This is a genomic window from Streptococcus sp. ST16 (assembly GCF_046098135.1).
In the GTDB taxonomy this organism is placed as follows: Bacteria; Bacillota; Bacilli; order Lactobacillales; family Streptococcaceae; genus Streptococcus.
Window position 1 is genome coordinate 44908 of record NZ_JBJUSE010000011.1, and the last position, 16294, is coordinate 61201.

Here is a 16294-nt window from a genome sequence, read left to right on the forward strand (position 1 = left end):
TTCTACTGTTTTTTTGTAAAATATACAATAGTTCTAGAGACCTAATTTGCGACTTTGAAGTCTGGATAGGATGAAAAGTTGCTCATTTGCACATCCAGGTAGGTGACTTTTGAAAAGGGTGTCGGACCTTTTCGGATTTCTTGGATAAATTTTGCTATAGTGGCAGAGGAGTCTGCCTGAGCAAGAATTTCCACTGTGCCATCGTCGTTATTCCAGACACGACCAGTGATGCCACCAATTTCAAGAGCTAAAGTATAAACACCCCAGCGAAAACCAACACCTTGCACCCTGCCTTGGGCAATCATTCTAACCTTTTGCATACCAAACCCCTTTGATTGTGTTATAATATTTCTATGACTATTATAACCTCAAAAGCCAATTCTGTGGTAAAAAATGCCAAGAAATTACATCAAAAAAAATATCGAAGGTCTGCCTATTTGATTGAAGGTTGGCACTTATTCGAAGAAGCTGTTCAAGCTGGGGTGACGATTGAGAGGATCTTTGCTCTGGAAAGTTACCGAGATCAGTTAGCTGCTTTTCCTCAAACGGTCTGGGTTTCAGAGGAAATTTTGCGGGATTTAGCCGATACGCAAACCCCTCAAGGCATTGTTGCAGTTATTCAAAAAGAAGAAGCGGGGCTGCCTGATTTTAGTCAGGGTAAGTTTCTAATTTTAGAAGATGTCCAAGATCCAGGTAATGTGGGTACCATGATTCGGACTGCGGATGCTGCAGGTTTTACAGGGGTCATTGTTTCAGACAAGTCAGCAGATATCTACAGTCTCAAGACCCTGCGTTCCATGCAAGGAAGCCATTTTCATTTGCCCATCTATCGTATGCCTGTTGCTACCTTTATAGAAGAAGCAAAGAAGAGCAACTTGCCTATTCTGGCAACAACCTTATCGAGAGATTCCAAGGATTATCGTGAGCTTTCTCTCGTAGAAGACTTTGCTTTAGTCATGGGGAATGAAGGGCAGGGGATTAGTCCTATCATGGCTGAAAGTGCCAATCAGCTGGTTCATATTGGTATGAAAGGTCGAGCAGAGAGCCTCAATGTAGCAGTTGCCGCAGGCATATTGATGTTTTATTTCAGCTAATTTATAAAATCTTTGTTATAATCAAGACATAGTTATAGAGAAAAGGAGAATCGGAATGAATCAAACAATTATTCAAGAACGTTCAGGTCTCAATCAATTTTACGCTAAGGTTTATGCTTTTGTGGGACTTGGGATTGGTCTATCAGCTCTCGTGTCAGCTTTGATGTTGACAGTTTTTCAGTCTCAATTGACTTACTTTTTAATGCATGGCCGTCTCTGGTTGATGATTGCAACTTTTGCAGAACTTGCTCTAGTCTTTGTTGCAAGTAGCATGGCTGCGAAGAACAGCCCAGCAGCTCTCCCAGTATTTTTAGTTTATTCTGTTTTAAATGGATTTACGCTCAGTTTTGTCGTAGCCTTCTATACACCTGGGACCGTCTTATCAGCCTTTGTATCCAGCGCCCTTCTCTTCTTTGTCATGGCGGTAATCGGAATTTTCACCAAGAAAGATTTGGGTGGAATAGGACGAGCTTTGATGGCAGCACTTGTCGGCCTCATCATTGCCATGGTCGTGAATCTATTTTTAGCCAATAGCTTCTTTGACTACATGATTAGTATTGCCATGGTCTTGGTTTTCTCAGGTTTGATTGCTTGGGACAACCAAAAGATTCGCTATGTTTATGAGCAGTCACGAGGACAAGTAGCGACAGGTTGGGTCATCTCAATGGCACTCAGCATCTACTTAGACTTTATCAACCTCTTCCTTAGCATCTTACGAATCTTTGGTCGAAACGATTAATGAATGACAGAGTCAGTGTTCGAAAGAGCACTGACTTTTTCTCGTTTACTCTTTTCTTTTCTTGGAAATAGGTGTATAATGCTTTTAACTAATTTTTGAGGAGTCGTTTATGAAGAAAAGTTTTATCCATCAGCAAGAAGAGATTTCCTTTGTCAAAAACACCTTTACCCAGTATTTGAAAGATAAGTTAGAAGTTGTTGAAGTTCAAGGTCCTATCTTGAGCAAGGTTGGTGATGGGATGCAGGACAACCTGTCCGGTGTTGAACATCCAGTATCCGTAAAGGTCTTGCAGATCCCAGATGAAACTTATGAAGTCGTTCACTCACTAGCCAAATGGAAACGCCACACCTTGGCTCGTTTTGGTTTTGGTGAAGGTGAAGGTCTGTTTGTTCACATGAAGGCCCTTCGTCCAGACGAAGATTCGCTTGATGCGACCCACTCTGTATATGTAGACCAGTGGGACTGGGAAAAAGTGATTCCAAATGGTCAACGCAATATCGCTTATCTCAAAGAAACCGTTGAGAAGATTTACAAGGCTATTCGTCTGACAGAGCTAGCCGTAGAAGCGCGCTACGATATTGAATCCATCTTGCCAAAACAAATCACCTTTATCCATACAGAAGAGTTGGTGGAACGCTATCCAGATTTGACACCGAAAGAGCGTGAAAATGCAATCTGTAAAGAGTTTGGTGCTGTCTTCTTGATTGGTATTGGTGGCGAGTTGCCTGATGGCAAACCTCATGACGGCCGTGCACCTGACTACGATGACTGGACAACAGAGTCTGAAAATGGCTACAAAGGGTTGAATGGCGATATTCTAGTTTGGAACGAATCTCTTGGATGTGCCTTTGAACTTTCATCAATGGGGATTCGGGTAGATGAAGACACCCTTCGCCGCCAAGTGGCTCTTACAGGAGACGAAGATCGTCTGGAGTTGGAATGGCATAAAGCCCTGCTCAACGGCCTTTTCCCATTGACAATTGGTGGAGGGATTGGACAGTCTCGGATGGCCATGTTCCTTCTTCGTAAGAAACACATTGGAGAAGTTCAGACTAGTGTTTGGCCTCAAGAGGTCCGCGATACTTACGAAAATATCTTGTAGAGAATCGAACCGCAAGGTTCGGTTTTCTTTCTCTTTTTGCCTATAATTTGGTATAATAAACGGTATGAAAATCGTATCAGGAATCTACGGAGGGCGTCCTCTCAAGACGCTAGAAGGAAAGACGACGAGGCCGACATCGGATAAGGTGCGTGGAGCTATCTTTAACATGATAGGTCCCTATTTTGATGGTGGTCGTGTATTGGATCTCTATGCTGGCAGTGGCGGCTTATCTATTGAGGCAGTCTCGCGTGGGATGTCCCATGCTGTCCTAGTGGAACGGGATAGAAGAGCCCAAGCTATCATCGCTGCAAATATCCAGATGACCAAGGAAGTTGGAAAATTTCAATTCCTCAAGATGGAGGCTGACCGAGCCCTAGAGCAAGTCGGAGGCACATTTGATCTGGTCTTTTTAGATCCTCCCTATGCCAAGGAACAAATCGTTGCAGATATCGAAAAAATGGCAGAAAGAAATCTTTTCTCCGAAGAGGTCATGGTTGTCTGCGAAACCGATAAGTCTGTAGAACTTCCAGAAGAAATCGCCTGCTTAGGCATCTGGAAGGAAAAAATATATGGAATTAGTAAGGTGACAGTCTATGTCAGATAAAATTGGATTATTTACAGGTTCATTTGATCCGATGACAAATGGACATCTGGATATCATTGAACGTGCCAGTAAACTCTTTGATAAGCTTTATGTTGGGGTGTTCTACAATCCCCACAAACAAGGTTTTCTTCCTGTTGAAAATCGCAAACGAGCAGTCGAAAAAGCTGTGGCACATATAGATAATGTAGAGGTCCTGGCTTCTCATGACCAACTAGTCGTCGATGTTGCCAGAAGACTGGGTGCTAAAACCCTTGTCCGTGGCTTGCGGAATACCACCGACTTGCAATATGAGTCTAGTTTTGATTACTACAATCATCAACTGGCTCCAGAAATCGAGACCATTTACCTATATAGTCGCCCAGAGCATCTTTATATTAGCTCTTCGGCTATGAGAGAACTTCTGAAGTTTGGTCAGGAGATTCAGCAATATGTCCCAAACAGCGTTGTGGAGGAATTAGAACATGAAGAAAAAAACTAGATGGCCCTTATATGTCATCCTAGCATTAGTATTGACTTTTTTAGCCTTTGTAGTACCTTTACCTTACTACATAGAAGTTCCAGGTGGAGCGGAAGATATTCGTCGCGTTTTGAAAGTCAATGAAACAGAGGATACGGAAGCAGGAGCTTACCAGTTTGTGACAGTCGGTATTCGGCATGCAACTCTGTCGCATCTTGTCTATGCTTGGTTAACACCTTTTACGGATATTAGAAGTGCCAAGGAAACTACGGGTGGCTCTACGGATGCAGAGTTTATGCGGATCAATCAGTTCTATATGCAAACGTCCCAAAACATGGCCAAGTATCAAGGATTGAAGACGGCTGGAAAGGATATCGAACTCAAGTATCTGGGAGTTTACGTCTTAACCGTGACAGACAATTCAACTTTTAAAGGCATTCTGAACATTGCAGACACAGTGACGGCTGTTAACGACAAAACATTTGACAGTTCCAAAGACTTGGTCGACTATGTCAACTCTCAACAATTAGGGGACACGGTCAAGGTAACCTATGAAGAAGACGGAAAAGTCAAGTCTGCAGAAGGTAAAATTATCACTCTCGAAAACGGGAAAAACGGGATTGGGATTGGTTTGATTGACCGTACGGAAGTGACCAGTGATGTTCCAATTCGCTTTTCAACAGCTGGTATCGGCGGTCCAAGTGCAGGTCTCATGTTTAGTCTAGCTATCTATACCCAGATAGCAGATCCAGGCCTTCGTAATGGCCGTATCGTTGCGGGAACGGGAACCATTGATCGCGATGGAAATGTTGGTGATATTGGTGGAATTGATAAAAAAGTGGTTGCAGCCTCTCGTCAGGGAGCCAACGTCTTTTTTGCTCCTGACAATCCAGTCACTGAGGAAGCAAAAAAAGCAGATCCCAATGCGAAAAGCAACTATGAAACAGCCTTAGAAGCGGCTAAAACGATCAAAACAGAGATGAAAATCGTTCCTGTTAAGACCCTGCAGGATGCGATTGATTACCTTAAAAACAATCCCTAATTTGTAGAAAAATCGAAAACTAGCGCGCAAGCGGATAAGATGGTATAATAGTCAAATGGTTCAATTATTATTCACTATAAGTAGTCATATACTCTTTATTTATTTGAGTTTTTACCTTTTAAAAGATCTTGTAAGATGGGAAAAGGTTTTAAAAGTAACTGCTACTAACGCGAAAAAAGTTCGTCTGTTGGTCGGCTTCTGTAGTATTGTAATGGGCTGCATCTTGAGTTCATTCTTTATCAGTTTGTACCAACTGTGGCAAGAAGCACTTAGAGGACTATTATAAAATCAAAAGTAAAGGAAACAACTATGGAAAAAATTGTGGTTCAAGGCGGAGATAATCGTCTGGTCGGAAGTGTGACGATTGAGGGAGCAAAGAATGCAGTCTTGCCCTTGTTGGCAGCGACTGTTCTAGCAAGCAAGGGTAAGACAGTCTTGCAGAACGTCCCAATCTTGTCAGATGTTTTCACCATGAATCAAGTAGTTCGTGGTCTGAATGCCAAGGTGGACTTTGATGAGGAAGCTCATGTTGTCGAGGTTGATGCGACTGGTGATATCACGGAGGAAGCTCCTTATAAATATGTCAGCAAGATGCGAGCATCCATCGTTGTCTTGGGACCAATCCTTGCTCGTGTAGGTCATGCCAAGGTATCCATGCCAGGTGGTTGTACTATTGGAAGTCGTCCCATCGACCTCCACCTCAAAGGTTTGGAAGCTATGGGGGCTAAAATCACTCAGACAGCTGGCTACATCGAAGCCAAGGCAGACCACTTGCATGGCGCTCATATCTACATGGACTTCCCTAGTGTCGGCGCAACACAAAACTTGATGATGGCAGCAACTTTAGCTGATGGTGTGACAGTGATTGAAAATGCTGCGCGTGAGCCAGAAATTGTTGATCTCGCTATCTTCCTTAATGAAATGGGAGCCAAGGTCAAGGGAGCTGGCACAGAAACAATCACCGTGACTGGTGTCGAGGACCTCCATGGTACGACTCATACTGTAGTACAGGACCGTATTGAAGCTGGAACCTTTATGGTAGCAGCAGCTATGACAGGTGGGGATGTTCTCGTTCGTGATGCAGTCTGGGAGCATAATCGTCCCTTGATTTCAAAACTACTTGAAATGGGCGTTGAAGTGACAGAGGAATCAGAAGGTATTCGTGTTCGTTCTCAACTTGAAAATCTCAAGGCTGTTCATGTAAAAACCTTACCACATCCAGGATTCCCAACAGATATGCAGGCACAATTTACAGCTCTGATGACAGTTGCAAAAGGGGAATCAACCATGGTGGAAACGGTGTTTGAAAATCGCTTCCAACACTTGGAGGAAATGCGCCGTATGGGTTTGCATTCAGAGATTATCCGTGACACAGCACGTATTGTTGGGGGACAGGCTTTACAGGGGGCAGAAGTTCTATCAACAGACCTTCGCGCTAGTGCGGCTTTGATTTTGACAGGTCTGGTGGCGCAAGGAGAAACAGTTGTTGGTAAGTTAGTCCACCTTGATAGAGGTTACTACCGCTTCCATGAGAAGTTAGCTCAGCTAGGAGCGAAGATTCAGCGAATCGAGGCAAATGATGAAGAAGAATAAAAACTTACGCTATGTGCTCCGTCGCTTACTGTTGATTTTTATTGTTCTCTTGATAGGTTTCCTTGCTTTAGGAATCGGATTGATGGTTGGCTATGGCATCCTAGGAAAGGGACAGGATCCATGGGCTATCTTGTCTCCAGCAAAGTGGCAGGAATTGATTAGCAAATTTACAGGAAATTAGACTGGGAGGCCAGTCTTTTTCTAAAGAAATAAGGAGAAAAATGGACAAAAAAACAAGACAGACTTTGATAGGGTTACTTATATTCTTACTCTTGGCTGCTGGAAGCTATTATATCAAGCAGATGCGGTCAGCTCCAAATAGCCCTAGAACTAAGGTTAGTCAGAAAAAACAAGCTCCAGAAGCTCCCAGTCAGGAGCTGGCAGAAAGTGTCTTAACTGAGTCAATTAAGAACCAAATCAAGGGGGACCTCGAGTGGAATGGAGCAGGGGCCTTTGTTGTCAATGACAATAAAACCAATCTAGATGTCAAGGTTTCAAGCAAACCCTATGCGGATAATAAAACAAAGACAGTTGGAAAAGAAACAGTCCCGACTGTTGCCAATGCCATCTTATCCAAAACGACTCGGCAGTATAAGAATCGTGAAGAAACAGGCAATGGCTCCACCTCTTGGACGCCACCGGGATGGCATCAGATCAAGAATCTAAAGGGGGCTTACACGCATGCAGTCGATAGAGGACACCTGCTGGGCTATGCCTTGATAGGTGGTTTGGATGGTTTTGATGCCTCTACCAGCAATCCCAAGAACATTGCAGTCCAGACAGCTTGGGCCAATCAGGCTCAGGCTGAGGATTCGACAGGTCAGAACTACTATGAGAGTTTGGTCAGAAAAGCCTTGGACCAGAATAAGAGAGTCCGTTATCGGGTAACTCTCCACTATGCTACGAATGAGGATTTGGTTCCTTCCGCTTCACAAATCGAAGCCAAGTCTTCGGATGGCGAGTTGGAATTCAATGTCCTAATCCCTAATGTTCAAAAGGGGATCCAGCTTGATTACCGAACAGGTCAAGTCACGGTGACAAACTAGAAACAATCTACAAAAGAACAAAAATTGCTCCCTTGTCCGTCATTGATAAGGGAGCAATTGTATAAATTAGAAAATAATGTGATTCCTACGCAGATTTATGATATAATGGAACACAAGATACTATTTTAGGAGAAAGACCATGGAAGACCCGAGCAGTCAGGATTTGTTACTGCAATTTGTACTTTTAGTTGTATTGACCTTTTTAAATGCCTTTTTCTCAGCTACAGAAATGGCTATGGTGTCACTAAATCGTGCCCGAGTGGAGCAAAAGGCAGAAGAGGGAGACAAACGTTACATTCGTTTGTTAAAGGTACTTGAAAATCCTAACCACTTTTTATCAACGATTCAAGTCGGTATCACCTTGATTACCATCTTGTCTGGGGCCAAATTGGCGGATACCCTTGGACAAGTGATTGCATCTTGGATAGGAAGCGGAGAGACGGCTTACGCCATTGCAAGTTTCCTCTCTTTGGCATTCTTGACCTACATCTCTATTGTTTTTGGTGAACTATATCCTAAACGGATTGCCCTCAATCTGAAAGATGCTTTGGCAATTCGAACAGCACCAATTATTATTGGTCTTGGAAAGATTGTCAGTCCCTTTGTCTGGCTGTTATCTGCTTCAACCAATTTGTTAAGTCGTTTAACACCAATGACCTTTGATGATGCGGATGAAAAGATGACACGTGATGAAATTGAGTACATGCTCACTAACAGCGAAGAAACACTGGATGCAGATGAGATTGAAATGCTACAGGGAGTCTTTTCTTTAGATGAACTAATGGCTCGTGAGCTAATGGTGCCTCGAACAGATGCCTTTATGGTGGATATTCAGGATGACAGTCAAACGATTATCGAGAGTATTTTAAAGCAAAATTTCTCACGTATCCCTGTTTATGATGGGGATAAGGATAATGTTATTGGTTTGATTCACACCAAGCGCTTGTTGAATGCCGCTTTTGTGGATGGATTTGACAATATTGTCTGGAAACGAATTCTCCAAACGCCACTGTTTGTTCCTGAGACTATCTTTGTGGACGATCTCCTTAAAGAACTTCGAAATACCCAAAATCAAATGGCCATCTTACTAGATGAATACGGTGGAATGGCTGGTTTGGTAACTCTGGAAGACCTCTTAGAAGAAATTGTTGGTGAGATTGATGATGAGACTGACAAGGCTGAAATTGAAGTCCATCAAATAGGAGAAGACACCTATATCGTTCAAGGTACCATGAATCTTAATGATTTTAATGACTACTTTGATGTGGAACTGGAAAGTGATGATGTTGATACCATCGCTGGTTATTATTTGACGGGTGTGGGAATGATCCCAACGACTGAAAAACTCAGTTATGAATTGGTCAGCCAAAACAAACAAATCATCCTAACCAATGACAAGGTGAAAAACGGACGTGTTACCAAGGTAAAAGTCCAAATCACTGAAATAGAGACTGAAGAAGAAACAGAATAAAGCAGTGACTTGAGTCACTGCTTTTTGTAAATCTATATGGTAGACACAGTTATCCCTATCTATTTGGAATAACAAAAAAGCCCAATTGTACGGGCTTTTCATTCGGTTAATTCCTGCTAGTTCAGGTACTGAAAGGCGGTAGACGGATTTGAACCGACGATCAAGCTTTTGCAGAGCCGTGCCTTACCACTTGGCTATACCGCCTCAACGTTTATTATTATACCTTGAAAATCATTTTCCGTCAATAGTTTCTTATTCTAAAATCCAATTTAAGAAGATAGATTATGTCATGTGAAGAAAAAAGGGAAAAGCAACTTGTAAAAATCAAACTTACAGAGCTAGACAAATTAATTTTCTTTTCTCATAAATACAAATAAAGAATGGGGAAATTCTGACAAAGAGAAGTTTTTTGTAGATATACGCCTAAATATTCTGAAAATTCGTTTACTTTTTAGAAGATATATGTTATAATTTCCAATAAGCCTAAATTTTTCAAGAGGAGTTATATACATGAAAAAAAGCAGAGTATTGGTTGCAGCAGGGGTTGCCTTATTAGCGACTGGCGTACTAGCTGCCTGCGGTTCTTCTAAATCATCTGATTCAACAGCACCAAAAAATTATGGTTATGTCTATTCAGCTGACCCAGAAACGTTGGATTACCTCATTTCAGGGAAACAAAGTACTAAGATTGCCACTTCAAATGGCATTGATGGTCTCTTCACAAATGACAAATATGGGAATTTGACTCCCGCAGTTGCAGAAGACTGGTCAGTCTCAAAAGATGGTTTGACTTATACCTACAAAATCCGTAAAGGTGTTAAATGGATGACATCTGATGGAGAAGAGTACGCTGAAGTAACAGCTAAAGATTTCGTAAATGGTTTGAAACACGCAGCAGATAAGAAATCCGAAGCTCTGTATCTAGCAGAAACTTCTGTTAAAGGATTGTCTGATTATTTGTCTGGAAATTCAAAAGACTTTTCTACGGTAGGTGTGAAGGCAGTTGATGATTATACTCTTGAGTATACCTTGAACCAGCCAGAACCATATTGGAACTCTAAGATGGCTTACTCAATCTTCTGGCCATTGAACGAAGATTTTGAAAAATCAAAGGGATCAGATTTTGCTAAAGCAACAGATCCTACATCATTGCTTTATAATGGTCCGTTCTTGCTAAAAGGTTTGACTACTAAATCTTCTATCGAATTTGCTAAGAATGAGCAGTACTGGGATAAGGATAACGTTCACCTTGATAAAGTTACCCTTGCTTTCTATGATGGGTCCGACCAAGAGTCCATTGAGCGTAACTTTACAAGTGGAGCATACAGCTATGCTCGCCTTTTCCCTACAAGTTCAAACTACTCTAAGGTAGCAGAAAGTTATAAGGATAATATCTTTTACACTCCATCGGGACCTGGTATTTTTGGTTTAGGTGTCAATATTGACCGTCAAGGTTACAAATACACTTCTAAGACAACTGATGAAGAAAAGTCTTCTACTAAGAAAGCCCTTCTTAACAAAGACTTCCGTCAGGCCTTGAACTTCGCCTTTGACCGTACAGCTTACTCCGCACAAGTAAATGGGACCGAGGCTGCTTCTCTTGCAGTTCGCAACCTCTTTGTGAAACCTGACTTTGTTTCTGCAGGAGACAAAACCTTCGGTGACTTGGTAACTGAAAAGATGGCTACTTATGGTGATGAATGGAAGAATGTAAACTTTGCTGATGGTCAAGATGGTCTCTTCAATGCTGATAAAGCCAAGGCTGAATTTGCGAAAGCCAAAACTGCATTGGAAGCAGAAGGTGCAAAATTCCCTATCCATTTAGACATTCCAGTAGACCAAACCAATAAGAACTATATTGCTCGTATTCAATCCTTTAAACAAACAGTTGAAAAAGTACTCGGTGAGGATAATGTAGTGATTGATATCCAACAAGTTTCTAAAGATGAGCTGAACAATATCACCTACTATGCAGCAAGCGCTGCGGCAGAAGATTGGGATCTCTCAGGAGCAGTTGGATGGAATCCAGACTACGAAGATCCATCAACTTACCTTGATATCTTAAAAACAACTAATAGCGAGCAAACAAAAACATACATGGGTTACGACGATCCAGCAAATGCAGCAGCTGCACAAGTTGGTTTGAAAGAATATGATAAGTTAGTTGATGAAGCTGCTAAAGAAACTGACGATTTGAACGCTCGTTATGAAAAATACGCAGCAGCTCAAGCTTGGTTGACAGATAGCTCTCTCTTCCTTCCTGCTATGTCAGGTAGTGGAGCAGCACCATTCATTTCTCGTGTAGTACCATTCTCTGCGTCATACAGTCAATCTGGAGATAAGGGCTCAGATGTATACTTCAAGTATATTCAGTTGCAAGACAAGGTTGTAACGAAAGCTGATTACGAACAAGCTCGTGAGAAATGGCTCAAAGAGAAAAAAGAATCAAACGAAAAAGTTCAAAAAGAATTGACGAATCACGTTAAATAAATAACTCTCAAGAGAACTTTCTCTCCATGAGGAGAAGGTTCTTTTGGGATTTTAAAAGGAAACGATATGAAAAAATATATTTTTATGCGTGTCTTGCGCTCATTGTTGTCTATTTTCTTGGTGACAACCTTGACCTACACGATTATCTATACGATGGTTCCTCGGAAACTGATTTTCAAGCAGGATACCAACTACAACAAGATTGCAACGACTCCAGATAAGCGGGATAATTATGAGAATACCGTTTATGAACGTATGGGCTATATCGAGTACTACGATACTAAGGAGTTGCAAGAAAAAGCTAGCACAATGGACTCATCTGTAACAGTAGATGCCAATGACACCAATAAGGCAATCTACGAAAAATACATCAACCAACTTGGGAATGGTTGGACGTTAGGTGTCTTTTCAGAGAGTGGTCAGTTCTATGCTACGCGTGAAATTCCGATTTTTGAACGTGTTTTCAAATTCTATGCGAACTTACTTGATATTGATCATACAAACAAGATTCAAGACCCTGAGAATCCAAACTTGGAACGTTATCTTCGTTTTGAAAATGACCCTGCTATCGGTTGGTCATTGGTTGGTTCAGGTACCAAACATAAATACCTTTTGTATTTCAACAATCAATTCCCGTTTGTACACCAAAACTTTGTGAACATTAACTTAGGTGACTCTTACCCAACTTATGCAAACACACCAGTGCTTCAAGTTATCACACAAGGTCAAGGACAAACCAAGACAGCAGAAGTTCAATTCCCCACTGGTAAAAAGACTTCGTCTGTAGATATTTACTCTCGTACCTACAAATCTCCAAGTCAAGCAGATGCGCGTGAAATAGCTAACTATGGTAAGGACGATCCATATACAGCTACAGAAAGTAACTACCAATATCCATCTATGATTGCAAGTTCAGCGGTTGCTGGTTTGATTGGTTTGGTTATTTCGTATGCTATTGCGATTCCTCTTGGATCTGCTATGGCTCGCCACAAGAATACTTGGATTGATAGCTTCTCAACAGGTGCTCTAACCTTCTTGCTTGCACTTCCAACGATTGCTTTGGTTTATATCGTTCGCTTGATTGGATCATCTATTGGTCTTCCAGACTCATTCCCTATCCTAGGTGCTGGAGATTGGCGTTCCTATGTCTTGCCAGCAGTTATTCTAGGTTTGCTGGGAGCACCAAGTACAGCAATCTGGATTCGTCGTTACATGATTGACTTGCAATCTCAAGACTTCGTCCGTTTTGCTCGTGCAAAAGGTTTATCTGAAAAAGAAATTTCAAATAAACACGTCTTTAAAAATGCCATGGTTCCTTTGGTTTCAGGTATTCCAGGTGCCGTAATTGGGGTTATTGGTGGTGCAACATTGACAGAAACAGTCTTCGCCTTCCCAGGTATGGGTAAAATGTTGATTGACTCTGTTAAGGCATCAAACAACTCAATGGTAGTCGGTCTCGTCTTCATCTTTACATGTATTTCTATCTTCTCACTCTTTGTAGGAGATATCTGGATGACTATGCTTGACCCACGTATTAAATTGACAGAGAAAGGAGGCAAATAATGTCAACAATTGATAAAGAAAAATTTCAGTTTGTAAAACGTGATGATTTTGCCTCTGAAACGATTGATGCTCCTGCCTACTCTTACTGGGGCTCCGTATTTAGACAGTTTTTAAAGAAAAAATCAACAGTCATTATGCTAGGAATTTTGGTTGCCATTATCTTGATGAGCTTTATTTACCCAATGTTCTCAGATTTTGACTTCAACGATGTAAGTAAGGTCAATGATTTTAGTGCTCGTTTTATCAAGCCCAATGCTGAACATTGGTTTGGTACAGATAGTAATGGTAAATCCTTGTTTGACGGGGTTTGGTTTGGTGCGCGTAATTCAATTCTTATCTCTGTAATTGCCACTTTTATTAACCTTGTAATTGGGGTTATTGTTGGTGGAATTTGGGGGATTTCCAAATCTGTTGACCGCGTCATGATGGAAGTTTATAATATTATTTCAAACATTCCATCTCTCTTGATTGTTATCGTCTTGACTTACTCAATTGGTGCTGGTTTCTGGAATTTGATCTTCGCTATGAGTGTGACGACTTGGATTGGGATTGCTTATTCAATTCGTATTCAAATCATGCGTTACCGTGACTTGGAATACAACCTTGCTTCTCAAACACTTGGAACACCAACCTTTAAAATCATCGTGAAAAATATCATGCCACAATTGGTATCTGTTATTGTTTCTACGATGACCTTGATGTTGCCAAGCTTTATCTCTTATGAGGCTTTCCTTTCCTTCTTTGGATTGGGGTTGCCTGTAACAGTGCCAAGTTTGGGACGTTTGATCTCAGATTACTCACAAAACGTTACGACCAACGCGTACTTGTTCTGGATTCCATTGACAACCTTGATTTTGGTATCCCTATCTCTATTCGTTGTTGGTCAGAACTTAGCGGATGCTAGTGATCCACGTACACATAGATAGGAGTAGACATGACAAAAGAAAGTAATGTAATTTTGACTGCTCGCGATATCGTCGTGGAATTTGACGTTCGTGACAAAGTTCTAACAGCTATCAGAGGTGTTTCTCTAGAACTGATTGAAGGAGAAGTTCTTGCCTTGGTAGGTGAGTCTGGTTCTGGTAAATCTGTATTAACAAAAACCTTTACAGGGATGTTAGAAGATAATGGACGCATTGCCCAAGGAAGCATCGATTATCGTGGACAAGACTTGACAGCCTTGACTTCGAACAAAGAATGGGAGAAAATCCGTGGTGCTAAAATTGCAACCATCTTCCAAGATCCAATGACAAGTTTGGATCCAATTAATACAATCGGTAGCCAAATCACAGAAGTTATCGTTAAACACCAAGGGAAAACAGCTAAGGAAGCCAAAGAAATGGCAATCGACTATATGAACAAGGTCGGAATTCCAGACGCTGAAAAACGTTTTGACGAGTATCCTTTCCAATATTCTGGAGGGATGCGCCAACGTATCGTTATTGCGATTGCCCTTGCGTGTCGCCCAGATATTTTGATCTGTGACGAGCCAACGACGGCCCTTGATGTAACCATTCAAGCGCAAATCATTGATTTGCTTAAAACTTTGCAAGATGAGTACCACTTCACCATTATCTTTATCACCCATGACCTTGGTGTGGTAGCAAGTATTGCGGATAAGGTGGCAGTTATGTATGCTGGGGAAATTGTAGAGTATGGAACGGTTGAGGAAGTCTTCTACGACCCACGTCATCCATACACTTGGAGTCTCTTGTCTAGCTTGCCACAGCTCGCTGATGATAAAGGGGAATTGTACTCTATCCCAGGAACACCACCGTCTCTTTATACTGAGTTGAAAGGTGATGCCTTTGCCCTTCGTTCAGATTATGCGATGCAAATTGACTTTGAACAGAAAGCGCCTCAGTTTTCAGTCACTGATACTCACTGGGCTAAGACTTGGTTGCTTCATGAGAATGCTCCTAAGGTTGAAAAACCAGAAATCATCGCAGATTTACATGATAAAATTCGTGATAAAATGGGCTTTGCTCATCTAGAAGACTAGGAGGAAGGAAATGTCTGAAAAATTAGTAGAAATTAAAGATTTAGAAATTTCCTTCGGTGAAGGAAGTAAGAAGTTTGTTGCCGTTAAAAACGCTAACTTCTTTATCAACAAGGGAGAAACTTTCTCTCTAGTTGGTGAATCTGGTAGTGGGAAAACAACGATTGGTCGTGCCATTATTGGTTTGAATAATACTAGTAAAGGTGAAATCATTTTTGACGGTCATAAGATCAATGGGAAAAAATCTCATAAGGAATCTTCAGAGTTGATCCGCCGTATCCAGATGATTTTCCAAGACCCTGCAGCCAGCTTAAATGAACGTGCGACAGTTGACTATATTATCTCTGAAGGCCTTTACAACTACCACTTGTTCAAAGACGAAGAAGAGCGAAAAGAAAAAGTTCAAAAGATGATTCATGAAGTCGGTCTTTTGAAAGAGCACTTGACCCGTTACCCACACGAGTTTTCTGGTGGTCAACGTCAACGTATTGGGATTGCTCGTGCTCTTGTGATGGAACCTGATTTCGTTATTGCGGATGAGCCGATTTCAGCCTTGGACGTGTCTGTTCGTGCGCAAGTCTTGAACTTGCTCAAGAAGTTTCAAAAAGAATTGGGCTTGACCTATCTCTTTATCGCGCATGACTTGTCAGTTGTTCGCTTTATCTCAGATCGTATCGCAGTTATCTATAAGGGTGTTATCGTTGAAGTAGCGGAGACAGAGGAGTTGTTTAACAATCCTGTTCATCCATACACTCAAGCACTTCTATCTGCTGTACCGATTCCAGATCCAATCTTGGAACGTAAGAAGGTCTTGAAAGTCTATGATCCTAGCCAACATGACTATGAGACAGACAAACCATCTATGGTGGAAATTCGTCCAGGTCACTATGTTTGGGCTAATCAAGCGGAAGTTGCTCGCTACAAAGAAGCACTTAAAAAATAAACAGATTAAGAGAGGACCGAAAGGTCTTCTCATTTTTAATAGAAAAATTCCCCTTTCACTAGCTTGTAAAAGGGGGCTCTATAATTTCTGTAGTGGGTAAAACCACCATAGGGATTATGGAGCCTATTTTGTTGTAGAAAAAAGTCCCATA

The 16294-nt window shown here is 41.5% G+C and carries 17 protein-coding genes and 1 tRNA gene; 16 read left to right on the forward strand and 2 right to left on the reverse strand.

Going from position 1 to position 16294, the window contains the following annotated elements; translation table 11 throughout:
- Positions 1 to 41: 41 nt before the first annotated feature.
- Positions 42 to 320, reverse strand: a complete 279-nt coding sequence (locus ACIY14_RS07480; RefSeq protein ID WP_409002119.1) for an acylphosphatase — start codon at positions 318 to 320, stop codon at positions 42 to 44.
- A 33-nt stretch (positions 321 to 353) separates the two neighbouring features.
- Here ACIY14_RS07480 and ACIY14_RS07485 point away from each other — a divergent pair, with 33 nt between their 5' ends.
- The 11 genes from ACIY14_RS07485 (at position 354) to ACIY14_RS07535 (ending at position 9148) form a co-directional block, all read left to right on the forward strand.
- The gene (locus tag ACIY14_RS07485) at positions 354 to 1094 is read left to right on the forward strand and encodes a TrmH family RNA methyltransferase (protein WP_409002120.1); all 741 of its coding nucleotides are present in this window, start codon (positions 354 to 356) and stop codon (positions 1092 to 1094) included.
- A gap of 55 nt (positions 1095 to 1149) precedes the next feature.
- Positions 1150 to 1833, forward strand: coding sequence for a Bax inhibitor-1/YccA family protein (locus ACIY14_RS07490; protein WP_409002121.1), 684 nt, complete (start codon positions 1150 to 1152; stop codon positions 1831 to 1833).
- 109 nt (positions 1834 to 1942) lie between these two features.
- On the forward strand, positions 1943 to 2935 hold the full coding sequence (gene asnA / locus ACIY14_RS07495) for an aspartate--ammonia ligase (RefSeq protein WP_000747987.1): 993 nt from the start codon (positions 1943 to 1945) through the stop codon (positions 2933 to 2935).
- 64 nt (positions 2936 to 2999) lie between these two features.
- Entirely contained in the window at positions 3000 to 3539 is a 540-nt protein-coding gene (gene rsmD, locus ACIY14_RS07500; protein WP_409002122.1) for a 16S rRNA (guanine(966)-N(2))-methyltransferase RsmD, read from the forward strand.
- Positions 3529 to 4017, forward strand: coding sequence for a pantetheine-phosphate adenylyltransferase (gene coaD / locus ACIY14_RS07505; RefSeq protein ID WP_409002123.1), 489 nt, complete (start codon positions 3529 to 3531; stop codon positions 4015 to 4017). Before rsmD ends, coaD begins: the two co-directional genes overlap by 11 nt.
- Positions 4001 to 5038, forward strand: coding sequence for a SepM family pheromone-processing serine protease (locus ACIY14_RS07510; protein WP_057489243.1), 1038 nt, complete (start codon positions 4001 to 4003; stop codon positions 5036 to 5038). Before coaD ends, ACIY14_RS07510 begins: the two co-directional genes overlap by 17 nt.
- A 55-nt stretch (positions 5039 to 5093) precedes the next feature.
- Positions 5094 to 5324, forward strand: a complete 231-nt coding sequence (locus ACIY14_RS07515) for a DUF1146 family protein (protein WP_409002124.1) — start codon at positions 5094 to 5096, stop codon at positions 5322 to 5324.
- 23 nt (positions 5325 to 5347) lie between these two features.
- Entirely contained in the window at positions 5348 to 6631 is a 1284-nt protein-coding gene (gene murA / locus ACIY14_RS07520) for a UDP-N-acetylglucosamine 1-carboxyvinyltransferase (RefSeq protein ID WP_409002125.1), read from the forward strand.
- Positions 6618 to 6812: a DNA-directed RNA polymerase subunit beta gene (locus tag ACIY14_RS07525; protein WP_061415718.1), complete on the forward strand. Its 195-nt coding sequence runs from the start codon at positions 6618 to 6620 to the stop codon at positions 6810 to 6812. Before murA ends, ACIY14_RS07525 begins: the two co-directional genes overlap by 14 nt.
- A gap of 40 nt (positions 6813 to 6852) precedes the next feature.
- On the forward strand, positions 6853 to 7677 hold the full coding sequence (locus ACIY14_RS07530; RefSeq protein WP_409002126.1) for a DNA/RNA non-specific endonuclease: 825 nt from the start codon (positions 6853 to 6855) through the stop codon (positions 7675 to 7677).
- Positions 7678 to 7816: 139 nt separating this feature from the next.
- On the forward strand, positions 7817 to 9148 hold the full coding sequence (locus ACIY14_RS07535; RefSeq protein WP_409002127.1) for a hemolysin family protein: 1332 nt from the start codon (positions 7817 to 7819) through the stop codon (positions 9146 to 9148).
- Positions 9149 to 9281: 133 nt separating this feature from the next.
- Here the strand turns inward: ACIY14_RS07535 and ACIY14_RS07540 are convergent.
- A tRNA-Cys gene (locus ACIY14_RS07540) sits at positions 9282 to 9352 on the reverse strand.
- Between the two features lie 306 nt (positions 9353 to 9658).
- Between ACIY14_RS07540 and ACIY14_RS07545 the strand changes: the two genes are divergently transcribed.
- The 5 genes from ACIY14_RS07545 (at position 9659) to ACIY14_RS07565 (ending at position 16143) form a co-directional block, all read left to right on the forward strand.
- Positions 9659 to 11638 (forward strand): peptide ABC transporter substrate-binding protein, encoded by a 1980-nt coding sequence (locus ACIY14_RS07545; RefSeq protein WP_409002128.1) that lies wholly within the window; start codon positions 9659 to 9661, stop codon positions 11636 to 11638.
- A 66-nt stretch (positions 11639 to 11704) separates the two neighbouring features.
- The gene (locus ACIY14_RS07550) at positions 11705 to 13201 is read left to right on the forward strand and encodes an ABC transporter permease (protein ID WP_386704387.1); all 1497 of its coding nucleotides are present in this window, start codon (positions 11705 to 11707) and stop codon (positions 13199 to 13201) included.
- Entirely contained in the window at positions 13201 to 14127 is a 927-nt protein-coding gene (oppC, locus tag ACIY14_RS07555; protein WP_000103693.1) for an oligopeptide ABC transporter permease OppC, read from the forward strand. The genes ACIY14_RS07550 and oppC overlap by 1 nt, the downstream gene beginning before the upstream one ends.
- 8 nt (positions 14128 to 14135) lie before the next feature.
- Complete coding sequence (locus tag ACIY14_RS07560) at positions 14136 to 15203, forward strand: ABC transporter ATP-binding protein (RefSeq protein ID WP_000159802.1); 1068 nt, start codon at positions 14136 to 14138, stop codon at positions 15201 to 15203.
- A 10-nt stretch (positions 15204 to 15213) separates the two neighbouring features.
- The gene (locus ACIY14_RS07565; protein WP_001291314.1) at positions 15214 to 16143 is read left to right on the forward strand and encodes an ATP-binding cassette domain-containing protein; all 930 of its coding nucleotides are present in this window, start codon (positions 15214 to 15216) and stop codon (positions 16141 to 16143) included.
- Positions 16144 to 16294: the final 151 nt, after the last annotated feature.

What these genes read in the sequence shown, in the direction of transcription:
- ACIY14_RS07565 (WP_001291314.1), top strand. Translation starts at nt 15,214, where the DNA reads ATGTCTGAAAAATTAGTAGAAATTAAAGATTTAGAAATTTCCTTCGGT.
- ACIY14_RS07560 (WP_000159802.1), top strand. Translation starts at nt 14,136, where the DNA reads ATGACAAAAGAAAGTAATGTAATTTTGACTGCTCGCGATATCGTCGTG.
- ACIY14_RS07510 (WP_057489243.1), top strand. Translation starts at nt 4,001, where the DNA reads ATGAAGAAAAAAACTAGATGGCCCTTATATGTCATCCTAGCATTAGTA.
- ACIY14_RS07550 (WP_386704387.1), top strand. Translation starts at nt 11,705, where the DNA reads ATGAAAAAATATATTTTTATGCGTGTCTTGCGCTCATTGTTGTCTATT.
- ACIY14_RS07515 (WP_409002124.1), top strand. Translation starts at nt 5,094, where the DNA reads ATGGTTCAATTATTATTCACTATAAGTAGTCATATACTCTTTATTTAT.
- ACIY14_RS07530 (WP_409002126.1), top strand. Translation starts at nt 6,853, where the DNA reads ATGGACAAAAAAACAAGACAGACTTTGATAGGGTTACTTATATTCTTA.
- ACIY14_RS07525 (WP_061415718.1), top strand. Translation starts at nt 6,618, where the DNA reads ATGAAGAAGAATAAAAACTTACGCTATGTGCTCCGTCGCTTACTGTTG.
- rsmD (WP_409002122.1), top strand. Translation starts at nt 3,000, where the DNA reads ATGAAAATCGTATCAGGAATCTACGGAGGGCGTCCTCTCAAGACGCTA.
- ACIY14_RS07490 (WP_409002121.1), top strand. Translation starts at nt 1,150, where the DNA reads ATGAATCAAACAATTATTCAAGAACGTTCAGGTCTCAATCAATTTTAC.
- asnA (WP_000747987.1), top strand. Translation starts at nt 1,943, where the DNA reads ATGAAGAAAAGTTTTATCCATCAGCAAGAAGAGATTTCCTTTGTCAAA.
- coaD (WP_409002123.1), top strand. Translation starts at nt 3,529, where the DNA reads ATGTCAGATAAAATTGGATTATTTACAGGTTCATTTGATCCGATGACA.
- ACIY14_RS07535 (WP_409002127.1), top strand. Translation starts at nt 7,817, where the DNA reads ATGGAAGACCCGAGCAGTCAGGATTTGTTACTGCAATTTGTACTTTTA.
- oppC (WP_000103693.1), top strand. Translation starts at nt 13,201, where the DNA reads ATGTCAACAATTGATAAAGAAAAATTTCAGTTTGTAAAACGTGATGAT.
- ACIY14_RS07480 (WP_409002119.1), bottom strand. Translation starts at nt 320, where the DNA reads ATGCAAAAGGTTAGAATGATTGCCCAAGGCAGGGTGCAAGGTGTTGGT.
- ACIY14_RS07545 (WP_409002128.1), top strand. Translation starts at nt 9,659, where the DNA reads ATGAAAAAAAGCAGAGTATTGGTTGCAGCAGGGGTTGCCTTATTAGCG.
- ACIY14_RS07485 (WP_409002120.1), top strand. Translation starts at nt 354, where the DNA reads ATGACTATTATAACCTCAAAAGCCAATTCTGTGGTAAAAAATGCCAAG.
- murA (WP_409002125.1), top strand. Translation starts at nt 5,348, where the DNA reads ATGGAAAAAATTGTGGTTCAAGGCGGAGATAATCGTCTGGTCGGAAGT.